This window comes from Microbacterium oxydans (assembly GCF_900095745.1).
Classification (GTDB): Bacteria; Actinomycetota; Actinomycetes; order Actinomycetales; family Microbacteriaceae; genus Microbacterium; species Microbacterium oxydans_B.
In genome coordinates, this window is the sequence record NZ_FMIR01000013.1 from 196,761 (window position 1) to 217,429 (window position 20,669).

Consider the following 20,669-nt stretch of genomic DNA (forward strand, 5'->3'; position numbering starts at 1 on the left):
TCTCTGAGGTGCGTGCGTCCCTGGGGCCATGGCGGCGAGACTATGCCGCGGGCCGCGCCGTGGATGCCTGCCGACGAGAGATTTCCCCCGACCCGTCATTCGGGTGATGACCCTCTCCGCCCCCTGCCCTTCACCCGGCTCTCATCCTCTCGTGGAGCGGCACGAAAGGTGAGTAGTCTCCTCCGTGGAGCGGCCCGCGAGCGCGCGGAGCAGGAGGAGGAAACGTATGCCCGAGAAGGAAAGCACGACAGGCAGCGGTACGGAACAGAAGGCGAAAGCGAACGGCGCGAAGGCGATCATCGCCATCATCATCGCCATCGCCGCGCTCTCCTTCGTGTTCTCGAATGTGGCCCCCGCGACGCTGAGATTCCTGTTCCTGGAGTTCACGATGCCCGCCTGGGGCTGGTTTCTCGCGGTTCTGGCTGCCGGCGTGGTCATCGGTTCCCTGTTCCCCTGGTTCCGACCGCGGAAGCGTGGATGACCTTCATTTCCGCTCCGGCATAGAAGCGCAATCTTGCCGATCCCGACGAACCCGAGAGAAAGACACCGACATGTGCACAAGAGTGGTCTGGCCCGACGCCGGCGGAGCGGTGATCGTCGGACGAAACATGGACTACCACCGCGATCTGGGCACCAATCTATGGAAGCTGCCGAGAGGGTCGCGCCGCGACGACGGAGTCGACGGCGCTCTCACCTGGCAGGCCCGGTACGGCAGCATCGTCGCCACGGCCTTCGACATGATCACGGTCGACGGGGTGAACGAAGCGGGGCTCGCCGGGCACGTGCTCTGGCTCGCCGAGTCCTCCTACGGGGAGCTCGATCCATCACGACCAGCGCTGAGTCAGGCCGTCTGGCTGCAGTATTTCCTCGACAATTTCGCCACGGTGGCAGAAGCCGTGGGGTGGATCACCTCGAACCGCGTGCAGGTGATCCAGCTCGCGGACCCCGTCACGGGCGAGGTCCCCACGATTCATCTGGCCCTGGACGACGCATCCGGCGATTCCGCGATCATCGAGTACATCGACGGCGACGTCGAGGTCCACCACGGGGCGGAGTTTCGGGTGATGACGAACTCGCCGAAGTATGACGAGCAGCTCGCGCTGCTTTCACAGATCGACGGGTTCGGGGGCGAGAACCCCCTGCCTGGGACGACGCTCGCCCCCGACCGTTTCGCCCGTGCCGCCCACTACGTCCGTCGTCTGCCGCAGCCGAAGACCCAGCTCGAGGCCATCGCGTCGATGTTCAGCGTGATCCGCAACGCCGCCCAGCCCTTCCGCTTGCCGGACGAAGGCAGACCGGATGCATCGCAGACCATCTGGCAGGTCGTCGCGGATCTCACCCGCCTCCGCTATGTGTTCGAATCGACGACGCGCCCGAACATCGTGTGGGTCGACCTCGCTGATGTCGACTTCGCCGAGGGCAGTCCCCCGCTGGTCCTCGATCTGGGCAGCGGTCTCGCGATCGAAGGAGGCCTGGCGGGCAACGTCTCGACGAAGTTCGAGGAGCGCGGTGATCTGCATTTCCTGTCGCTCACCGATCTCCGTCGTCTCGCCGCCGGACACGGTGCGGTGGCTTCGTCCCGTCCGAGCTGAGTCTCCGATGCCACAGAACGCGCGCAGCGCCTCGGCGCGCGCTGAGACGATGAACCTGACGGACAGCACGCGGGCGATCGAGGCGCTGCGGAGCGCCGTGCTCTCGAAGAGCGGCGAAGCGGTGGCTCACGCGGCCATGATGAACATCTGGCCGTTGTACAGCGTGCACGCCGATGAGCTCGTGTCCGCCGTCGAGTCGCTTCCGACGCCTCTCCTCGAGCGGTACCCGGTGCTGCGCATCGTGCACCGCATGACGCCCGTGCTGGCGCGGACCAACCGCCCGTTCAAACCCCTCATCTATCCGGACGACGCGCGGAGCATGAGCGCGGACGAGCTCGACATCTTCACACTCGTGCAGATGGTGGCCTTCCGCTTGAGCGGAGACGTGGCGGCCGCGATGATCTACGCTCGCCGCCTGCAGGACCGCATCCTGCAGGTCCGTGTCGAATCCCGCGAGCGCCCCGACGGACCGCTCTGGTTCTATCACCAGCAGATCGGGTCGACCCTGCTCGCAGCCGGAGAATCCGCGGCCGCGCTGCTGGAATTCGCCACCGCCCGGGACCTCGGGAGATTGTCGCAGCAGACCGATGCGGAACGGATGGCGCTCGGGCGCACCGCACTCACCCACGCCGTTCGCGGATCGCTCGACGATGCCGAGAGTTCGCTGAACGAGCTCACCGCGTTGCCTGAGCCCACCCGTGCCCATCTGACGGCGACGACGATGACGGAGCGATGCGCGCGCGCCCTCCTCGCCGTCGACAGCATGGCCCCGGACGCGGACGAGCTCCTCAGCCGGCTCGAGACCTATGACAGCATCGAGCTGACCTGGCCCTTCGCGCTACTCGCGCGATCACGGCGACTGCTCGTGCTGCAGCATCCCGACGACGCGATCGAGGCCGTTGCTCTCGCACGCGACGCGCATCCGGATCAGCACGGCTCGTTCGCGACCGACGTCATCAACTCCGTGTCGATCGACGCACTCTGGTCTACCGGAGACACGACCGCGGCCAGACGGATCGCCGAGGAGACCGCTCGCTCGGGACCGCTCACGCGCATGGCGATCATCCGCCACGCACTTCTCGAGTCGCGCCTGGATGTCGCCGCTTCGGGACTGCGTCAGATGTCCACCGCCCGATCGTTGGGGCCGGGTGCACGCGCAGAGTCGATCCTCCTGTCTGCGTGGTTGGAGTGCGCGCTCACCGATGCGGTCGCCTCGGAGACGGCTGCGCAGGTCACGCGAATCGCTTCGAGGCCAGGGCGGCGGCGACTCGTCTCGCAGATTCCCCTCCAGCTGATCACCCGGGTGCAGGAACGCCTCTCCCCGGAGGAAGCAACCTCCTTCGCAGCCGCGACCGGGGGGCTGGCCGCCACCGACCGCCCACGTCCGCCCACCCTCACCGCGAGTGAACTCCGGGTTCTCCGAGCTCTCCCGCTGCATGCCACGACCGCCGCCCTCGCCGCGTCGTTGCACGTCTCACCGAACACGATCAAGTCGCAGTTGAGATCGCTTTACCGCAAGCTCGGGTGTTCGACGCGCGACGACGCCGTCATCATCGCATCCCGACTGCATCTGCTCGCCGCCGAAGTCTCGACCCGATCATGACACCGCTCGACCGCGAGACGAATCAGAGTCCAGGGATCATCGGGCGGGCGCGGGGCGCTCTCCAGGCCCTGCGCCCGCGTTCTGTGATCGGGAATGATGCCGAGCCCGGTGCCGACGTGATCGCGATGCTCGGTATGCTCGGCGCCTCGCTGCTGGCTTCGTCGCAGGCGACGAATGACGTGGAGGAGACACTCAACCGTCTCGCGCAGCAATACGACCGCGCAGATCTCCGCGTGTTCGTCCTTCCGACGATCGTGATGGTCGAGGATCCGCGCAACTCGTCATCCGCCACTTCCCTCTTCGCCGTGGGTAGCGCTCCGCTGCGCCTCGACCAGGTCGACGCCGTCGAGCGACTCGTGCGTGAGGCCTCGAGGAGTACGACGCCACCGCAAGACGTCGTCGCCCGACTCGGCGAGATCCGATCGGAATCCGCACGGTTCGGACCGGTGCTCACCGTCTTCGGGTACACCCTGCTCACGGTCGGGTTCGGCCTGGTGCTCAATCCCACCGTGACCGCTCTTCCGGTCTATGTGCTGCTCGGGGTGGTCGTGGGGTCGATCGTTCTGATCGGCAATCGCGTCGCCACGCTGTCCCTCATCCTGCCGGTGCTCACCGCCTTCTCCGTGACACTCCTCATATCGCTGCTCGTTCGTCCCTTCGTGCACGACGACGTGCTCCGGCTCGTGGCGCCGTCGCTGGTCTCGTTCCTCCCCGGGCTCACACTCACGATCGCCGCCGTCGAGCTCACCTCCGGGCAGATGATGGCGGGGGCGAGCCGTTTGGTCTCCGGTATCGCCCGGCTCGGCCTTCTCACTTTCGGTGTGTACGCGGGTATCTCCATCGCCGGGGAGCCTCCGGCTCCCACCACCGCACCGATGCAGCTCGGCGCATGGGCGCCCTGGGCGGGGATCGTCCTGGTCGCACTCGGCTACTACCTGTACTCCGCAGCGCCGCGACGATCACTCGTGTGGATCCTCTATGCGCTCGTCGTGGCCTATTCGGGACAGCTGCTGGGCGACAGGCTGGTCGGCGCCGAATTGTCGGGGCTCATCGGCGCCCTGATCGTCATCCCCGCCGTGATGCTCGCCGGCCGCCTCTCCGCATCCCCCTCGACCGCGGTCATGCTCACCTGTGCGTACTGGCTCCTGGTACCCGGCGCGATGGGGTTCATCGGTCTCAGCGAGGCGGCATCGGGCGCCTCCGGCGCCACCGACACCATCATGCGGACCTTCGGCTCCCTCACTGCCATCGCGATCGGGATGCTGCTGGGAGCAGGCCTGAGCCGTGACGTCGCGGCGATGTCTCGAGGGTGGAGGCAAGCGCGCGGACGGGGTGGCACAAACCGACCGACGAAGCCGAGCGACGGAGAGCGAATGCACCATGACTGATCATCCTGCCGTCGACGAGAATCCGCGCCGGCTTCGCGAGACCCTGACATCGCTCAATCGTCCCTTCTCGTCGGGGTACATCTTGACGTTGGGCGGACTTCTCGCTTTCGGCACCGGTGTGGCGTTCACGCACCTCTCCACAGTGCTGATCTACGTGGCATTCGCTCTTTTCGCCGCCCTCGGACTCGACCCCGTGGTGCGCAAGCTCGAGACCCGCGGGGTACGGCGCGCGTGGGGAATCCTGATCGTGTATGCGGTCTTCGCTGCGGCGGTGGTCGGCGCTCTGCTCTTGATCGTGCCGACCGCGGTGCGCCAAGTCGCTCAGGTGATCGCCGACGGACCGAAGCTGATCAAGAGTTTCGAAGCATCAAGCTTCTACGGCTGGCTCCACGATGCGTTGGGGAGCGAAGCGACCACCCTCGTGCACGACGTCACGGCTTTTCTCACGCAGCCCTCCCACATCGCGGCGATAGGCCAGGGGGTGCTGCAGGTCGGAGTGTCGATCGTCTCGACGGCCTCCGGCGTGGTCATCGTGCTCGTGCTGAGCTTGTATTTTCTGGCCTCCCTGCCGGCGATCAAGGCGGGATTCAACCGTCTCTTCCCCGCATACAGCCGGTCCGGCGTCGACTCGATGACAAGTCAGATCACGGATTCCGTGGGCAGCTACCTCATGGGAATGGTCGTGTTGGCGTTCTTCAACAGTGTTGTCGCGCTCGTCCTGCACCTCGTCCTGAACCTTCCCTTCGCGCTGCTGATGGCGGTCGTCGCATTCGTCATAACCCTCATCCCGCTGGTGGGATCCGTGCTCTACTGGGCTGTCGCGACCGCGCTCGCACTCTTCTCCGGATGGCTTCCAGCGCTGATCTTCGCCGTGGCGTACCTCATCTACATGCAGCTCGAGGCCTACGTCCTGACGCCGAAGGTGATGAATCGGGCGATCGCCGTGCCCGGGGCACTCGTGGTCATCGGGGCGCTCGTGGGCGGCACCCTGCTCGGACTCCTGGGCGCTCTGATCGCGATTCCGGTGACCGCCTCGATCCTCCTCATCGTGAAGCAGGTCCTCATACCGAGACAGGATTCGAGGACAGTATCCCCGTAGCCACGCCCATGATGAACGGCGCAGCTGGCGGCCTCGAACGAGAAAGCCCCCGCACGGTGGTCGATATGACCGCCGGGCGGGGGCTTCGCGGGTGTCAGCGAATCCTACGCTGACCAGCGTTTCTGTGGATCGTCAGCGTTGTTGGCACAGTGTCATCGATATGGCACGACTGCTCTTGCGAGGTTCACATCACACCGAGATTCTTGCGAACTGCGCCGAGATAAATCGGGCCGATCTACGTCACGACGCGCTCGCCGGCGGCGTCGAAGCGACTCCTCGCCTCGGTCTCCGCTCGATGCTGCTCCGGTCGACGTCTGGCTGCGCTGCGAGGCGCGGGCCAGCGTCGTCATTGCGACGGCCAACCACAAGGAGAGCCGCGACATCGTAGGATCCCGCGGCTCGTACACCACAGAGCATGGCGTCTGAGCAACACCCAGAGAACCTACGTCTAACTGAAAGTCGTCGCGAGGCCTGGCCGTTGCTCAACTACTTGATCGACGGAATCCCAGGGTTGCAAACGGAGACTTTCAGAGCTTCTCGCTATTGAAGCTCGACCCGCGCGAACGTTGCGCGGGAGCCCTTGGACACGAGCCCGTGATGCCGCTCGTCAAGCATTCGCGGATTCCGGCACTTCAGCGCCCTGGTCGCTCGTGGAGCTGCCGTCGATTCCGGCGCGCAGTCGAGCAGCCGCAGCCCCAACGTCATCCGCGCTGTAGATCGCACTCCCGGCCACAGCGATCAGTACACCTGACTCACGTACCGCGCCGACGCTCGCAGCGTTGACGCCGCTTGCCACAGAGAACGGGTCGCCAGACGCCTTCCCGACGCGCAGGCGGTTCTCGAACGCGCAGCCTTTCTCGGCCTGCTCGTCGAGGCCGGCGTGCATCTCGACGAAAACGGCACCGAGCTTCACGATTTCGTGGAGCATTACGCCTTCATCACGCGACGGAACGGAGCGATCTCCCCGGCGACGGCGCAGTTCATGCGGCTGGCGCACCGGGTTCCGCAAACCATCGCGAGCGACGCACCGTTATCCTAGCGGGCGCTGCCGCTTACACCAGAAAGGCAGGTGCTCGACCAGCTGATCGCCCTGCACGAGCACATCACCGTCACCCAGGGCACGATCTGGGGCATCAGCTCGGCGCGATGCAGATCGCTCCCGCCATCGACGGAGATGCGTCGGCCATCGTTGGGCAGACGCCTCGATCAGGGCCCTGCTCGCGTACCACGCGGCGAACCAGAAGTAGGCAGCGCAGAACTCGCAGATGCCAGTGCGGGCGACGTGTGGGAGGTGTAGGTTGCGGAGATGGAGCCGATCCGCGTGGGCCTCGTGGCCGATCCGGCTTCGCCCACCGCCGTCGCGCGCCGGATGACCGACCTCACGCCACCGCTCGCGGCTGACGCCGACGGCTGGATCGTCGAACTCGTCAGCGAGCCGTTCACCCTCGGCTCCGAAGACGTCGACGTCGCCCTGGAACGGCTTCGTGCGCACGCCGACCAGAACCGGTGGGATATCGTCATCGGCGTCACCGAGCTTCCGCTTCGCGATGATGACGGGCGCTATCTGCTGGCGGCGATCGATCCTCGACGCCTGTGCGCGGTGCTGTCGCTGCCCGCTCTGGGCGGCTTCCGGGTGCAGGCCCGCGCCCGACATGCGGTGCAAGGGCTCGTCAACGGGATGGCCGAACCCGCCTCACCCGAGGAGAAGCGTCTGCCTCTCCCCCGGCTCAGCGCCCGTGGGCGCGTGCTTCTGGGCATGGTGCTGGCCAACCGCCCGTGGCTGCTCGCCGCCGGGCTCAAGTCCGCCCTGGTCGCGGCCCTGGCGACCGGCGCGGTGGCGACGATCGAACCGACGGTGTGGTCGCTCGCCATCTCACTGTCGGGCTGGCGCCTGGCGGCGGCGACCTTGGCTTCCATCGCGATCATCATCGCCTGGATCGTGATCGACGGCAGGCTCTGGGACCGCCCCGACGACGACTCACCTCAAGCGCGGGAGAGATCCCGTCTCTACAACACCTCGACGCTGCTGACTCTGACCATCGGCATCATCATCTGTTATCTGGCGCTGTACGTCGTGAACCTGGCCTGGGCGCTGTTCGTGCTCGACACGACGGTGATGAGCGAAGCCCTCGGCCGAACAGTCGGCGTCGGCGACCTGTTCGTGCTCACGTGGTTCGTCGCATCGGCGGCGACTCTCGGCGGGGCCTTGGGCACAGGCCTGGAATCCGACGATGCGATCCGCGCCGCCACGTACTCGAAGCGCGAGGAGGAGCGGCGCGCCCGCCTGGCCGACGGGCGCGCCTGAGCTCATCTCGGACGGGTCAGAAGTCCCAGTCGTCGTCTTCCGTGGCCTCGGCCTTGCCGATGACGTACGACGAACCCGACCCCGAGAAGAAGTCGTGGTTCTCGTCGGCGTTCGGCGAGAGCGCCGACAGGATCGCCGGGTTCACGTTGGTGACGCTGGAGGGGAACATCGCCTCGTAGCCCAGGTTCATGAGGGCCTTGTTGGCGTTGTAGTGCAGGAACTTCTTGACGTCTTCGGTCAGACCGACGCCGTCGTAGAGGTCCTGCGTGTACTGCACCTCGTTGTCGTAGAGCTCGTACATGAGCGAGAACGTGTAGTCCTTGAGCTCATCGCGACGCTCCTGGGTCTCGTTCTCGAGGCCCTTCTGGAACTTGTAGCCGATGTAGTACCCGTGCACGGCCTCGTCACGGATGATGAGGCGGATCAGGTCGGCCGTGTTCGTCAGCTTCGCCTTCGACGACCAGTAGATCGGCAGGTAGAACCCCGAGTAGAAGAGGAACGACTCCAGCAGGGTGGAGGCCACCTTGCGCTTGAGCGGGTCGTCTCCCTGGTAGTAATCCATGATGATCTGAGCCTTCTTCTGAAGGTTCGGATTCTCCGTCGACCAGCGGAACGCCTCGTCGATCTCCTTCGTCGACGCGAGTGTCGAGAAGATCGAGGAGTAGCTCTTCGCGTGCACCGACTCCATGAACGCGATGTTCGTGTACACGGCCTCTTCGTGAGGCGTGATCGCGTCAGGGATCAGCGATACCGCACCCACGGTGCCCTGGATCGTGTCGAGCAGGGTGAGACCGGTGAACACCCGCATGGTGAGCAGCTGCTCGTCGGGAGTGAGCGTGTTCCACGACTGCACGTCGTTCGACAGCGGCACCTTCTCCGGCAGCCAGAAGTTGTTCACCAGACGGTTCCAGACCTCGAGGTCCTTGTCGTCCTGGATGCGGTTCCAGTTGATCGCCTGCACGCTGGAGACCAGCTTGAGTCTTTCAGGAGTCATTTTCTTCGTCGTTTCTCGGGTTCAGCTGTCAGCAGCGGGTCAACGGGTCAGAGCATGCACGAGACGCACTCGGCCATGTCGGTGCCCTCGAGCGCCAGCTGACGCAGGCGGATGTAGTAGATCGTCTTGATGCCTTTGCGCCATGCGTAGATCTGCGCCTTGTTGATGTCACGCGTGGTGGCGGTGTCCTTGAAGAACAGCGTCAGCGACAGGCCCTGGTCGACGTGCTGCGTGGCAGCCGCGTACGTGTCGATGACCTTCTCGTAGCCGATCTCGTATGCGTCCTGGTAGTACTCCAGGTTGTCGTTCGTCATGAACGCCGCCGGGTAGTAGACGCGACCGAGCTTGCCTTCCTTGCGGATCTCGATCTTCGACGCGATCGGGTGGATCGACGACGTGGAGTTGTTGATGTAAGAGATCGAGCCGGTCGGCGGGACGGCCTGCAGGTTCTGGTTGTAGATGCCGTGCTTCTGGATCGACGCCTTCAGCTCGGCCCAGTCGTCCTGCGTCGGGATGTGCTTGCCGGCGAAGAGCTCCTTGACCTTCTCGGTCGCGGGGACCCACGCCTGCTCGATGTACTTGTCGAAGAACGTACCCGACGCGTAGGTCGAGTCCTCGAACCCGTCGAACGTGGTACCGCGCTCGATGGCGAGGTTGTTCGACGCACGCAGCGCGTGGAACAGCACCGTGTAGAAGTAGATGTTCGTGAAGTCGATGCCCTCTTCGGAGCCGTAGTACACGTGCTCGCGGGCGAGGTATCCGTGCAGGTTCATCTGGCCGAGGCCGATCGCGTGCGAGCGGTCGTTGCCGTCCTCGATCGAGCGCACCGAGCCGATGTGGCTCTGGTCGCTGACCGCGGTGAGGGCGCGGATGGCGGTCTCGACCGTCTGACCGAGGTCATCGGCATCCATCGACAGCGCGATGTTCATCGAACCGAGGTTGCAGGAGATGTCCTTGCCGATGTTGTCGTACGACAGGTCGTCGTTGTACGTCGTCGGCGTGTTCACCTGCAGGATCTCACTGCAGAGGTTGGACATGTTGATCCGACCCTTGATCGGGTTGGCCTTGTTCACCGTGTCTTCGAACATGACGTACGGGTAGCCGGACTCGAACTGGATCTCGGCGACCGTCTGGAAGAACTCACGCGCGTTGATCTTCGTCTTCTTGATGCGCGGGTCATCGACCATCTCGCGGTACTTCTCGGTGACCGAGATGTCGCCGAACGGCACACCGTAGACCTTCTCGACGTCGTACGGCGAGAACAGGTACATGTCCTCGTCGTTCTTGGCGAGCTCGAACGTGATGTCGGGAACCACGACGCCCAGCGACAGCGTCTTGATGCGGATCTTCTCGTCGGCGTTCTCACGCTTGGTGTCGAGGAAGCGCATGATGTCGGGGTGGTGCGCGTTGAGGTACACCGCACCGGCACCCTGACGGGCACCGAGCTGGTTGGCGTAGCTGAAGCTGTCTTCGAGCAGCTTCATCACGGGGATGATGCCCGAGGACTGGTTCTCGATCTGCTTGATCGGCGCACCCGACTCGCGGATGTTCGAGAGCAGGAGTGCCACGCCGCCGCCGCGCTTGGAGAGCTGCAGTGCGGAGTTGATGCCGCGGGCGATCGACTCCATGTTGTCTTCGATGCGCAGCAGGAAGCAGCTGACGAGCTCGCCACGCTGCGCCTTGCCGGCGTTGAGGAAGGTCGGGGTGGCCGGCTGGAAGCGACCGGAGATGATCTCCTCGACGAGGGCGACGGCAAGCTTCTCGTCACCGTCGGCGAGGCCGAGGGCGGACATGACGACGCGGTCCTCGAAGCGCTCGAGGTAACGCTTGCCGTCGAAGGTCTTGAGCGTGTAGCTCGTGTAGTACTTGAACGCGCCGAGGAACGTCTCGAAGCGGAACTTCTTGCCGTAGGCGAGGTCGTTGAGCTTCTGGATGAACTCCATCGAGTACTGCTCGATGACGGCACCCTCGTAGTACTCCTTCTCCACGAGGTAGTCCAGACGCTCCTTGAGCGAGTGGAAGAACACCGTGTTCTGGTTCACGTGCTGCAGGAAGTACTCCCGCGCGGCGCGCTTGTCGGCGTCGAACTGGATCTTCCCGTTCGCGTCGTACAGGTTGAGCATCGCGTTGAGGGCGTGATAGTCGAGACCCTCGTAGGAGGGGTTCGCCTTGAATGCCACTGTCTCGGTCACTGAAGCTGCCACCGTCGTTCCAATCCGTCGCTCACGCGATCCACATCGTCTTGTGTGCCGAAGATCTCGAGCCGATACAAGTGCGGCACGTGGCACTTGCGGCTGATGATGTCACCGGCGAGGCAGAACGCATCGCCGAAGTTGGTGTTGCCCGCGGAGATCACTCCGCGGATGTGGCGCCGGTTGCGCTCGTCGTTGAGAAACCGGATCACCTGTTTGGGGACGGCGCCCTTCTCGACGCCGCGCCCCGCACCCCCGCCATAGGTGGGGGTGACCAGCACGAAGGGCTCGTCGATGACGAGATCTTCTTCGTGCCGGTGGAGGGGGATGCGTCGGGACGGGAGCCCGAGTTTCTCGATGAACCGCGCGGTGTTACCCGAGACGCTCGAGAAGTAGATCAGGAGCGGCGCAGCGGTCGCGACGGCGCTCATGGGGCGTCACGCCAGACGGGAGGCGAGCTCGTCGATCTTGTCGGGACGGAAGCCCGACCAGTGACCCTCGTCGGTGACGACGACGGGTGCCTGCAGGTAGCCCAGCGCCTTGACCTGCTCGAGCGCCGTCGGGTCCTCGGAAAGGTCGAGGATCTCGTACTCGATGCCCTTGGCATCGAGCGCACGGTAGGTGGCGTTGCACTGAACGCAGGAAGGCTTTGTGTAGACCGTGATCGACATCTTTTCGTAACCCCTCAAATCTCTGGCCTGCTTCTCATCAGGCTGTTTCCCGGTAGACCCCCTGCCGGGACTTCAATACTACATATGGGGACCGACATTGAGGGCGACCACAAGGGGTAGTAGTTACATCCGTGTAGTTATCCACCGTTCTCTACAGATACAACACAGGTTCTCCACCGTTTCTTCCACAGGCTGAGGCCCCTTCGCGAGGCTCACGAACCGCGAGAAATCGCGGCTGGGAAGCCCCTGTGAACGATCCATCCACAGGGGGCACGCTACGCCGCCCCTCAGACATTTCGTTTCCTGTGGAATCGGGCTTTCGGCGTGTCGTGGGCGTGTCGCCGCACGGCCTCTTCCACGACCGCGCTCGAGGCCCGGTACCGTTGTCTGGTGGCGGGATATCGGGACCTTCTTCGCACGCCCGGAGTGGCGCGCATGATCGCGGCTCAGCTGACCGCGCGCTTCCCCAACGGGATGATGTCCCTCGCGATCCTGCTGCACGTCGAGCAGCAGACCGGGTCGTACGGATCCGCCGGCCTCGTCCTCGCCGCGACCAGCGTGGGGCAGGCCGTCGCCGGCCCGATCACGAGTCGGTGGATGGGCGTCTGGGGCATGCGCCGGGTGATCACCCTCACCCTCTCGGTCTGCGTCGTCACCGTCCTCGGACTCGCCCTGCTTCCGCTCGACGTGCCTGGTTACATGCTGCTCGGGATGGTCGCGGGGCTCTCGACCCCGCCCGTGCAGGCCGCCGTCCGCACGATCTACCCGAAGCTCGTGAACTCCTCGAACCTCACGCCGCTGTTCTCCCTCGACGCCTCGCTGCAGGAGATCATCTGGGTGCTGGCGCCGGTCGTCATCACCCTGGTCTCCACCCAGATCGGCACGGCGGAGGGCCTGCTGCTGGTGGCGATCATCCTCGTCGGCGGCGGCGCCTGGTTCATCCTCTCCCCCGAGGTCGGCCGGGTGCGCATCCCGCGCAGCCGCAATGCGCTGGGCAAGGTCGTCCTCAAACCTCCCGTGCTGCTGGCGACGGTGATCGGCTTCCTGCTGATCGGCGCCTGCTCCGCGGTGGAGGTGGGCGTCGTCGCGACCTTCGAGCACGGCAGCCTCGCCGCCGGACTCGTGCTCGCCGTGTTCTCGGCGGGGAGCCTGGCGGGCGGCCTGGCGTTCGGCCACATCCCGATCGGGCCGTGGGCTATGGCCCGCCGCCTGCTGATCGTGACGATCGGCCTCGGCCTGACGATGGTCATGCTCAACGTGTTCTGGCTGGGCGGCACCCTGATCCTCGCCGGCATCGGCATCGCCCCCGCCCTCGCCGTGCTCTTCGCCATCACCTCGGCCAGCGTGAAGTTCAGCGAGACCGCAGAAGCCTTCGGCTGGGCGGGCACCGGGCAGCTGATCGGCGCGGCGGCCGGATCCGCCGTCGCCGGCTTCCTCGTCGACGCCAGCGACTGGCGTGGCGCCTACCTGGCCGCCACGATCTTCGCCGCGGTCGGCCTGCTCGTCTCCATCGTCTTCGTCCGTTCCTTCCCCGACCTGCGTCATCGCGACGCGCGCCCGTATCCCGACACCGAACCCCTGGCGGTCACCCCCTCATGAGCTCCACCTCCTCCCCCGTCTCTGCACCCGAGATCGTCTGCGTCGGCGAGACCATGGCCCTGATCACACCGAGCGACGCCGAACTCGCGACCGCCGGTCACGCGACGATCGGCATCGCCGGGGCGGAGTCGAACGTCTCGGCCGGGGTCGCCGCGACCGGGCACCGCGTGGCCTGGGCATCCCGCCTCGGCGCCGATCCGCTCGGCGACCGCATCGCGTCGGAACTCGAGCGCCGCGGCGTGGAACTGTGGGTCGAGCGCGACGACACCACCCCGACCGGCGTGATGTTCAAGGATCCGGGCGTCGAGTCCTCCTCCGTCTACTACTACCGCCGGGGCTCCGCGGCCTCTCACATGCAGGCGGGGTTCCTGACGTCGGAGCGGCTCGATGGCGTACGCATCGTGCACACCACCGGGATCACGCCCGCGCTCTCCGCATCCTGCCGCGAGATGGTGGACCGGCTCGTCGCCGACGCGCGCACGGCCGGCGCGCTGGTCTCCTTCGACGTGAACGACCGCCGCCCGCTGTGGAGCCGGGAGGACGCGGCCGAGACCCTCGCCCGCCTGGCGGACGCCGCCGACATCACCTTCGTCGGACGCGACGAGGCCGAACGCATCTGGGGCACCGCGACGGCGGCGGAGATCAGGGCCTTCCTGCCGAACTGCGCACTGCTCGTCGTCAAGGACGGCGACATCGGCGCGACCGCATACGACGGCGACGCCGAGCCGGTGTTCGTCCCCGCTCCGGTGGTCGACGTGGTCGAGCCGGTCGGCGCGGGCGATGCTTTCGCCTCCGGCTTCCTGGCGGCGACCCTCGACGGCGCCGACCTCGCCGCGCGCCTCTCCGCGGGCCACGCCGCCGCCGAAAGAGTGCTGCTGATCGCGGCGGACCTGCCGGCCCTGCCGCCGCTCGACTGACACTCGGGATCGCTTCTGGGGAAGACTCTCCCCTTTCACTGAACGCTCGTTCAGAGATCGCCGAGCGGCGTCAAGCGACCGCTCGATGAACGCTCGTCGCCTTTCGATGAACGACGGATGACGGGTGGCAGGAACCGCCGTTTCGCTGCGCCCCGCGCTAGTAGCTTCGCGAATGGCGCCTCCTCCACCCTGTTGCAGCGCGCCATCACCCCTCTCGAATCCCGACGAAAGGTGCTGCCTGCGATGGCGCGCTTGCCACGATCCCTGACCCTGCGGCGCAGTGCCGCTTTCACCGCGGGCGGCCTCGCCGCCGCTGTCGGCCTCACGTTCCTCGGAGGCGGCGTCGCCGTCGCCGCGGGAGGCCTCAACCCGCCTGCCGTCGCCCCCGCGACGGTGTTCGTCCCGTCGGCCGTGCCGGATCGCGTGATCCTCACACCGACCGCGACGCCCGAGACGAGCCAGAGCGTCAGCTGGCGCACGTCCTCGGACGTCACGTCGCCGCAGATGCAGCTCGCCCCTCTCACCGCGACGCCCGTCGACGTGGCCGCAGCGCGCACGATCACCGCCACCACCACCGGATTCGAATCGAACTTCGGCTACGAGATCGCCCACCACTCGGCCACCGTCGATCAGCTGAAGGCCGCGACGACGTACCTCTACCGCGTCGGCGACGGCACGACCTGGAGCGAGTGGCTCGAGTTCACCACGGCGGATGACAAGCCCGGCAACTTCAGCTTCCTCGTGCAAGGAGACGCGCAGAACGACAACAAGGCGTTCACCTCGCGCGCCCTCCGCGCCGCGTTCGAGGCCCGCCCGTACGCGCGCACGGTCGTGCACGCCGGCGACCTGATCGACACCGAGACCTCGGATGCCGAATGGGGAGAGTGGCACGAGGCCGCCGCCTTCTCGAACCAGTACCTCAACGTGATCGCCGCCACCGGCAACCACGAGTACTACCCGGGACCGGAGCTCTCGAAGCACTGGGACGCGCAGTTCGAGTACCCGGCCAACGGCCCCGAGGGCGCTGACCTGGGCGAGACCGTCTACTCGGTCGACTACCAGGGCGTGCGCTTCATCACGCTCAACAGCACCCAGGCGTTCGACCCCGCGAGCCTGTCGGCGCAGACCGAATGGCTCGAGGGCCAGCTCGCCGAGAACCCGAACACCTGGACCGTCGTGGCCTTCCATCACCCGGTCTTCTCGGTCACGTCCGGCCGCGACAACGCGGTGCTGCGCGAGGCGTGGATGCCGATGTTCGAGAAGTACGGCGTCGACCTCGTCGTCCAGGGCCACGACCACGCCTACGGTCGCGGCAACCTGATCGCCAATGAGAAGGACCTGCCCGCGGGCGCCGACCCGGCGAAGAGCCACACCGGACCGGTGTACCTCGTCTCCGTCGCCGGACCGAAGATGTACATCCCGGACCCGGAGGATGCCAACAACTGGACCGCCAACGACGCGAACCTCCGCGTCGTCGGACGCGACGTGCAGCTGTTCCAGACGGTCGACGTCACCGACGACGAGTTCCACGTCGAGGCCCGCACCGTCGACGGCGCCCTGTTCGACTCCTTCACGATCGAGATGGCGAAGGACGGCAGCAAGCTCGTGAGCGACGACACGGCGTGGGCGGCCGGCCCCGGCTCGACGCGTGACGGCCTGCCGGGCGCCATCGACCCGGTCGATCCCGTCGACCCGGTTGACCCCGTGGATCCCGTGGATCCGGATGGCGTCTCGATCACCCTCTCCACCGCGCAGGTGGCTCCCGGCGACGAGATCCAGCTGCAGGCGAAGGGCCTCGAGCCCGGCGAACGCGCCTCGATCGAGCTGCACTCGACACCCGTGCAGCTGTCCGTCGCCTCGAGCGACGCGAACGGCGCACTGGCGGCGACCGTCCGCATCCCCGCCGACACCGCCCCCGGCGAGCACGAGATCGTCGTGACGGGTCTCGGCTCCGACGCCACCGGACGCATCGCGATCATCGTCACCCAGCCCACGGACGGCGGCGGCTCCCTCGCCGCGACCGGGTGGGCCGGCGGCGGCCTCGCCCTGTTCGGCATCCTCATCACCGCGGCCGGTGCCGTCGTGATCCTCCGCGCCCGTTCCCGCTCCGCCGCGTGACCGGCCCCTTCCTCTCTTCCCGAAAGGCATTGATCTCGATGACCACCCCCTTCACGCGGCGCCGCACCCCGTGGCGGCTCGTCGCCTGCGCCCTCGCCGGAGCCGTGCTCCTGTCGGGCGGCGTCCTGGCCGCCCCAGCGCCCAGTGCGCAGGCCGCGGAGGACACCCCCTCCCGCTGGGAGCCTTCCGCGATCCCCGACCGGATCGTCCTCACTCCCGCCGCCGACGCCACCACGCAGCAGAGTGTGACCTGGCGCACTTCGGCGAGCACCGAGCGCGGACTGGTGCAGTACCGCACAATGACGCCCGCCCCCTACCCGGGCGGCGTGCTCGAGGCGGAAGCCGCCCACACCGAGGTCACCACCGACATCGGCTACACCCAGAACATGCACACCGCCACCATCACGGGCCTGCAGCCCGGTGTCGAGTACATGTACCGCGTGGGTGACGGGACGAACTTCTCGGAGTGGCAGGACTTCGCCACGGCCAGCGCGACCGACAAGACGACCTCGTTCATCTTCCTCGGCGACATCCAGAACGGCATCCTCAGCGACGGCTCGCGCGTGCTGCGCAATGCCTTCCGCGACCGGCCGAACGCGGATGCGGTGGTGCAGATCGGCGACCTCGTGAACGACGCGAACTCGGACCAGGAGTGGGGTGAGCTGTTCGACGCCTTCTCCTACTCACTGGGCACGCAGAACCTCATCACGACGCCCGGCAACCACGAGTACGACGGCGGCCTGTCGCGCACCTGGCGCGCACAGCTCCCCTACCCGGACAACGGTCCGAGCGGCGAGGGCGGCATCTACGACGAGCTCGCCGGCACGGTGTATTACACCGACCGTGAGGGGGTGCGCTTCATCTCCCTCAACAGCAACATCTCGTCCGAGGAGGGCCTGCGCGTCCAAGCCGAGTGGCTCGAAGGGGTGCTCGCCGACAACGCGAACGAGTGGACCGTCGTGCTGTTCCACCACCCCGTGTACTCCCTCGACGAGGGCCGCAACAACCTGGGCATCCGCACGGTCTGGGGTCCGCTCCTGGAGAAGTACAACGTCGACCTGGTGCTCCAGGGCCACGACCACGCCTACGGCCGGGGCAACACCCTCGCCGCGGAGGAGAACCTTCCGGCCGGCGCCGACCCGAAGAAGAGCGCGACCGGACCGGTGTACGTCGGCTCGAGCGCGAGCGTGAAGCTGTACGAATACGGCCCGCGCCTGTGGAAGGAGAACGGTGCGCACCTGCGTCGCCTCGACGGCGGCAAGCAGTTCTATCAGCTCGTCGATGTCACCGAGGGTACGCTGCGCTACGAGTCGCGCACGGCCGACGGCGAGTTCTTCGACGGTGTGACCATCAAGAAGGACGAGAAGGGCAAGCTCGTCACCGACGGCGTGGACCCGCAGGAGATCCCGACCGGACCCGTGCAACCGTGCCTCGGCTGCGGCGGCAACCCCGACCCCGGTGAGGTCACGCCTGATGTGCCGACCGGCGAGGTCGACTACGAGGTCACCGGGAACCTGGCGTCGGTGGATCGTTCGAAGGCGAGCCTGCCCGCGGGCATGGCCTACTCCGAGTCCCGCGACCTGCTGTACCTGGGTGACCAGAACAGTCGGAAGATCTTCGAGATCGACCCCGACACCGACAAGGTCCTGGGCGAGATGACACTGCCGGAAAACATCCGCGACATCGGCATCGACGACGAGAAGAACCTCCTCTACGTCGGACAACAGAACCGCAACTGGCTCGTCGTGTCCATCGCCCCCGACACCTTCGGACAAGTCGTCCGAGGCCCCTTCCCCACCATCGAGTCCAACCGCTCGATCGACGTCGACCCGAAACTCGGACACGTCTACGTCGCCGTCCCCTCCCGCGGCATCGAAGTCCTCGACGCCGAGACCGGAGCCTCCCTCGGAGTCATCAACGGCACCGCAGACGCCTACTACGTCGCCGCCGACCCCACCACCGGCACCGTCGTCAGCACCAAGTTCCACGACCTCACGAATGTCGTGAACGTCGAGGCCTTCGACGCCGACAACGGCTTCAAGAAGCTGTGGTCCAAGGCCACTCGCGCGAACCCGCGGCAGCTCGACATCGACTCCACGAACGGTCTGCTCTACGTCGGCTACACCGGCACAGGCAAGGGCGCGGGCGGATTCTCGGTGCACGATCTCACCACCGGGAAGGCGCTCGGCGACTTCGCGGATCCGAAGTACGGCAAGGACGGTTACGGCATCGCGGTCGATGAAGAGCACCAGCGCGTGTTCGTCTCCAACCGGGACTTCCGCCTCAACCCGCCGGGAGAGGAACTCACCTCGGCCGCCGTCACCGTCAGCGAACGGGTGCTTCCGGAGACGCTGAGCTACGAATCGGCGGGGCACCTGGCGTCGGTGGATCGTTCGAAGGCGAGCCTGCCCGCGGGCATGGCCTACTCCGAGTCCCGCGACCTGCTGTACCTGGGTGACCAGAACAGCCGGAAGATCTTCGAGATCGACCCCGACACCGACAAGGTCCTGGGCGAGATGACACTGCCGGAAAACATCCGCGACATCGGCATCGACGACGAGAAGAACCTCCTCTACGTCGGACAACAGAACCGCAACTGGCTCGTCGTGTCCATCGCCCCCGACACCTTCGGACAAGTCGTCCGAGGACCCTTCCCCACCATCGAGTCCAACCGCTCGATCGACGTCGACCCGAAACTCGGACACGTCTACGTCGCCGTCCCCTCCCGCGGCATCGAAGTCCTCGACGCCGAGACCGGAGCCTCCCTCGGAGTCATCAACGGCACCGCAGACGCCTACTACGTCGCCGCCGACCCCACCACCGGCACCGTCGTCAGCACCAAGTTCCACGACCTCACGGACGTCGTGAACGTCGAGGCCTTCGACGCGTCGAACGGGTTCGCCAAGCTGTGGGAGCGCACGAGCAGGGCCAACCCCCGTCAGGTCGACATCGACTCCACGAACGGCCTGCTCTACGTCGGCTACACCGGCACGACGGCTGACCGCGGCGGATTCTCCGTGCATGACCTGGCGACAGGCGCACTGCTCGGCGACTTCGCCGGGGCGAAGTACGGCAAGGACGGCTACGGCATCACAGTCGACGAGGAGCACCAGCGCGTGTTCGTCTCCAACCGCGACTTCCGCCTCAACCCGCCAGGGGAGGAACTCACCTCCGCCGCCGTCACCGTCAGCATCCGCAAGGTCGATCCCACGGACCCGACCGATCCCACGGACCCGACCGACCCCACGGACCCGACCGATCCCACCGATCCGACGGATCCCACGGACCCGACCGACCCCACGGACCCGACCGACCCGGAGACCCCGGAGTTCACGGCCCGTTCGCTGGCCGTGATCCCCTCGGCGACCGACGTCCCCGAGTCGGATGATCGACCGGTCGGGTCGGCCGTCGACAGTCGTACCGGGAACCTCTTCGTCGGCAACGAGATGCGCCCGGCGCGCGTCTGGGAGATCGACCCGGAGACGGACGCCCTGGTGCGCACGCTCGACGTGCCTGCTCCCACCGCGGCAGACGAGGGTGTGCGAGACGTTGCGCTCGACGAGTCGACGGGTGAGCTGTACGTCGCCTACTCGAACCAGTGGCTCGTGATGGACGCTGCCAGCGGCGACCTGAAGCGCGGTCCGTACGCGTTCACGGCGAACGTGCGCGGCATCGACGTCGACCCCGAGGCGGGCCTGGTGTTCGGAGCCACGCGCGGGTCGGGTGTCGAGATCATGGATGCCGCGACGGGCGCGCCGATCACCGTCACACCGGCGGGCGCGTCGCCCTGGCGTTCGCATGGCGTCGCCTGGGACGGGGTGAACGACCGCCTCTACGTCGGCACGGCGGACGCCGAGGGCTCGACCGACGGTGTGCGGGTGTTCGCCGGCGGAACGTGGGAGCTCGTCGGGACCATCCCGATGGCGAACGCCGACCTGCGCTCGCTGGCTGTTGACACCGCGAGCGGACGGCTCATCGCCGGACACCAGTCGGCGACCTTCGATGCGAGCGGGGTGTCGGTCTACTCTACCGACGACCTCTCGCTGGTCGCCCGTCTGAGCGCTCATGCCTACGGCAACAAGGTCTACGGCGTCTCGGTGAACCCCACCGACGGCGAGATCTACGTGTCGGCGCGTGACCGGTTCCCCTCGGGGCTGATCGCGATCAGCACCGACTGAGCGGACCGACCGG

The 20,669-nt window shown here is 66.5% G+C and carries 15 protein-coding genes; 10 read left to right on the forward strand and 5 right to left on the reverse strand.

The window, feature by feature from the left end; genetic code table 11:
• Window positions 1–226: 226 nt before the first annotated feature.
• From BQ2383_RS06280 to BQ2383_RS06300, 5 genes are all read left to right on the forward strand, one after another.
• The gene (locus BQ2383_RS06280; protein ID WP_029262697.1) at window positions 227–481 is read left to right on the forward strand and encodes a LapA family protein; all 255 of its coding nucleotides are present in this window, start codon (window positions 227–229) and stop codon (window positions 479–481) included.
• Between the two features lie 70 nt (window positions 482–551).
• Entirely contained in the window at window positions 552–1,592 is a 1,041-nt protein-coding gene (locus BQ2383_RS06285; RefSeq protein ID WP_091031220.1) for a linear amide C-N hydrolase, read from the forward strand.
• 7 nt (window positions 1,593–1,599) lie between these two features.
• Complete coding sequence (locus BQ2383_RS06290) at window positions 1,600–3,195, forward strand: helix-turn-helix transcriptional regulator (protein ID WP_091031222.1); 1,596 nt, start codon at window positions 1,600–1,602, stop codon at window positions 3,193–3,195.
• Window positions 3,192–4,583, forward strand: a complete 1,392-nt coding sequence (locus BQ2383_RS06295; RefSeq protein ID WP_091031224.1) for a threonine/serine ThrE exporter family protein — start codon at window positions 3,192–3,194, stop codon at window positions 4,581–4,583. The genes BQ2383_RS06290 and BQ2383_RS06295 overlap by 4 nt, the downstream gene beginning before the upstream one ends.
• Window positions 4,576–5,682: an AI-2E family transporter gene (locus BQ2383_RS06300; RefSeq protein ID WP_091031227.1), complete on the forward strand. Its 1,107-nt coding sequence runs from the start codon at window positions 4,576–4,578 to the stop codon at window positions 5,680–5,682. The genes BQ2383_RS06295 and BQ2383_RS06300 overlap by 8 nt, the downstream gene beginning before the upstream one ends.
• 607 nt (window positions 5,683–6,289) lie before the next feature.
• On the opposite strand, the gene BQ2383_RS06305 is transcribed toward BQ2383_RS06300, so the two are convergent.
• Entirely contained in the window at window positions 6,290–6,610 is a 321-nt protein-coding gene (locus BQ2383_RS06305; protein ID WP_091031228.1) for a hypothetical protein, read from the reverse strand.
• Between the two features lie 378 nt (window positions 6,611–6,988).
• On the opposite strand from BQ2383_RS06305, the gene BQ2383_RS06310 reads away from it, so the two are divergent.
• Window positions 6,989–7,987: a hypothetical protein gene (locus tag BQ2383_RS06310; RefSeq protein WP_167381549.1), complete on the forward strand. Its 999-nt coding sequence runs from the start codon at window positions 6,989–6,991 to the stop codon at window positions 7,985–7,987.
• 16 nt (window positions 7,988–8,003) lie between these two features.
• On the opposite strand, the gene nrdF is transcribed toward BQ2383_RS06310, so the two are convergent.
• Genes nrdF through nrdH form a run of 4 tightly spaced genes read right to left on the reverse strand, consistent with a single transcriptional unit; the run spans window position 8,004 to window position 11,844 of the window.
• Window positions 8,004–8,981, reverse strand: coding sequence for a class 1b ribonucleoside-diphosphate reductase subunit beta (gene nrdF, locus BQ2383_RS06315; RefSeq protein WP_017828866.1), 978 nt, complete (start codon window positions 8,979–8,981; stop codon window positions 8,004–8,006).
• Window positions 8,982–9,028: 47 nt separating this feature from the next.
• On the reverse strand, window positions 9,029–11,173 hold the full coding sequence (nrdE, locus tag BQ2383_RS06320) for a class 1b ribonucleoside-diphosphate reductase subunit alpha (protein ID WP_091031232.1): 2,145 nt from the start codon (window positions 11,171–11,173) through the stop codon (window positions 9,029–9,031).
• Window positions 11,170–11,604, reverse strand: coding sequence for a class Ib ribonucleoside-diphosphate reductase assembly flavoprotein NrdI (gene nrdI, locus BQ2383_RS06325; protein WP_029262703.1), 435 nt, complete (start codon window positions 11,602–11,604; stop codon window positions 11,170–11,172). Before nrdI ends, nrdE begins: the two co-directional genes overlap by 4 nt.
• A gap of 6 nt (window positions 11,605–11,610) precedes the next feature.
• Window positions 11,611–11,844 (reverse strand): glutaredoxin-like protein NrdH, encoded by a 234-nt coding sequence (gene nrdH / locus BQ2383_RS06330; RefSeq protein ID WP_028503264.1) that lies wholly within the window; start codon window positions 11,842–11,844, stop codon window positions 11,611–11,613.
• Window positions 11,845–12,234: 390 nt separating this feature from the next.
• On the opposite strand from nrdH, the gene BQ2383_RS06335 reads away from it, so the two are divergent.
• The 4 genes from BQ2383_RS06335 to BQ2383_RS06350 all read left to right on the forward strand — a co-directional run bounded on the left by BQ2383_RS06335 (window position 12,235) and on the right by BQ2383_RS06350 (window position 20,656).
• A complete protein-coding gene (locus BQ2383_RS06335) occupies window positions 12,235–13,443 on the forward strand; it encodes an MFS transporter (RefSeq protein ID WP_208617629.1) in 1,209 nt (402 codons plus the stop codon).
• On the forward strand, window positions 13,440–14,360 hold the full coding sequence (locus tag BQ2383_RS06340; protein WP_091031238.1) for a sugar kinase: 921 nt from the start codon (window positions 13,440–13,442) through the stop codon (window positions 14,358–14,360). Before BQ2383_RS06335 ends, BQ2383_RS06340 begins: the two co-directional genes overlap by 4 nt.
• A gap of 243 nt (window positions 14,361–14,603) precedes the next feature.
• Window positions 14,604–16,478 (forward strand): purple acid phosphatase family protein, encoded by a 1,875-nt coding sequence (locus BQ2383_RS06345; protein WP_167381550.1) that lies wholly within the window; start codon window positions 14,604–14,606, stop codon window positions 16,476–16,478.
• A 38-nt stretch (window positions 16,479–16,516) separates the two neighbouring features.
• Window positions 16,517–20,656 (forward strand): metallophosphoesterase, encoded by a 4,140-nt coding sequence (locus BQ2383_RS06350; protein ID WP_140403309.1) that lies wholly within the window; start codon window positions 16,517–16,519, stop codon window positions 20,654–20,656.
• Window positions 20,657–20,669 lie beyond the last annotated feature (13 nt).

Excerpts from the sequence above, each read along its gene's own strand:
- BQ2383_RS06280 (WP_029262697.1), top strand. The coding sequence starts at position 227 with ATGCCCGAGAAGGAAAGCACGACAGGCAGCGGTACGGAACAGAAGGCG.
- BQ2383_RS06285 (WP_091031220.1), top strand. The coding sequence starts at position 552 with ATGTGCACAAGAGTGGTCTGGCCCGACGCCGGCGGAGCGGTGATCGTC.
- BQ2383_RS06290 (WP_091031222.1), top strand. The coding sequence starts at position 1,600 with ATGCCACAGAACGCGCGCAGCGCCTCGGCGCGCGCTGAGACGATGAAC.
- BQ2383_RS06295 (WP_091031224.1), top strand. The coding sequence starts at position 3,192 with ATGACACCGCTCGACCGCGAGACGAATCAGAGTCCAGGGATCATCGGG.
- BQ2383_RS06300 (WP_091031227.1), top strand. The coding sequence starts at position 4,576 with ATGACTGATCATCCTGCCGTCGACGAGAATCCGCGCCGGCTTCGCGAG.
- BQ2383_RS06305 (WP_091031228.1), bottom strand. The coding sequence starts at position 6,610 with ATGCTCCACGAAATCGTGAAGCTCGGTGCCGTTTTCGTCGAGATGCAC.
- BQ2383_RS06310 (WP_167381549.1), top strand. The coding sequence starts at position 6,989 with ATGGAGCCGATCCGCGTGGGCCTCGTGGCCGATCCGGCTTCGCCCACC.
- nrdF (WP_017828866.1), bottom strand. The coding sequence starts at position 8,981 with ATGACTCCTGAAAGACTCAAGCTGGTCTCCAGCGTGCAGGCGATCAAC.
- nrdI (WP_029262703.1), bottom strand. The coding sequence starts at position 11,604 with ATGAGCGCCGTCGCGACCGCTGCGCCGCTCCTGATCTACTTCTCGAGC.
- nrdH (WP_028503264.1), bottom strand. The coding sequence starts at position 11,844 with ATGTCGATCACGGTCTACACAAAGCCTTCCTGCGTTCAGTGCAACGCC.
- BQ2383_RS06340 (WP_091031238.1), top strand. The coding sequence starts at position 13,440 with ATGAGCTCCACCTCCTCCCCCGTCTCTGCACCCGAGATCGTCTGCGTC.
- BQ2383_RS06345 (WP_167381550.1), top strand. The coding sequence starts at position 14,604 with ATGGCGCGCTTGCCACGATCCCTGACCCTGCGGCGCAGTGCCGCTTTC.
- BQ2383_RS06350 (WP_140403309.1), top strand. The coding sequence starts at position 16,517 with ATGACCACCCCCTTCACGCGGCGCCGCACCCCGTGGCGGCTCGTCGCC.